This is a genomic window from Photorhabdus viridis, assembly GCF_040256935.1.
Lineage (GTDB): Bacteria > Pseudomonadota > Gammaproteobacteria > Enterobacterales > Enterobacteriaceae > Photorhabdus > Photorhabdus viridis.
On sequence record NZ_JBEJZY010000306.1, the window covers coordinates 1 to 379 of the forward strand.

The following is a 379-nucleotide window of genomic DNA, read 5'->3' on the forward strand; positions in this document are numbered from 1 at the left end:
GCAGATAAGCAGCCCTATCGGTACGCGTATCCCGGATTTAACGCTCTATCTGTTGGATAAATACGGCCAGCCAGTGCCGTTGGGGACGGTAGGTGAATTGTATGTTGGTGGTGCGGGTGTTGCGCGGGGTTATCTGAACCGGCCAGAATTGACGGTGGAACGTTTTCTGGTCGATCCATTCAGTGACGACCCGGATGCGCGCATGTACCGGACCGGGGATTTGGCGCGTTACCTGCCGGACGGCAATCTGGAATTCTTTGGCCGTAATGACCAGCAGGTGAAAATTCGCGGTTTCCGCATTGAACCGGGGGAAATTGAAGCCCGGTTGATAGAACACCCGGCGGTATGTGAATCGGTGGTATTGGCGTTGGGAGAAGCG

At 55.4% G+C, this 379-nt stretch carries 1 protein-coding gene; it reads left to right on the top strand.

Going from position 1 to position 379, the window contains the following annotated elements; all coding sequences use genetic code 11:
- The coding region (locus ABR397_RS23485) for an AMP-binding protein (protein ID WP_350307804.1) at positions 1 to 379 on the top strand (379 nt) is incomplete at both ends.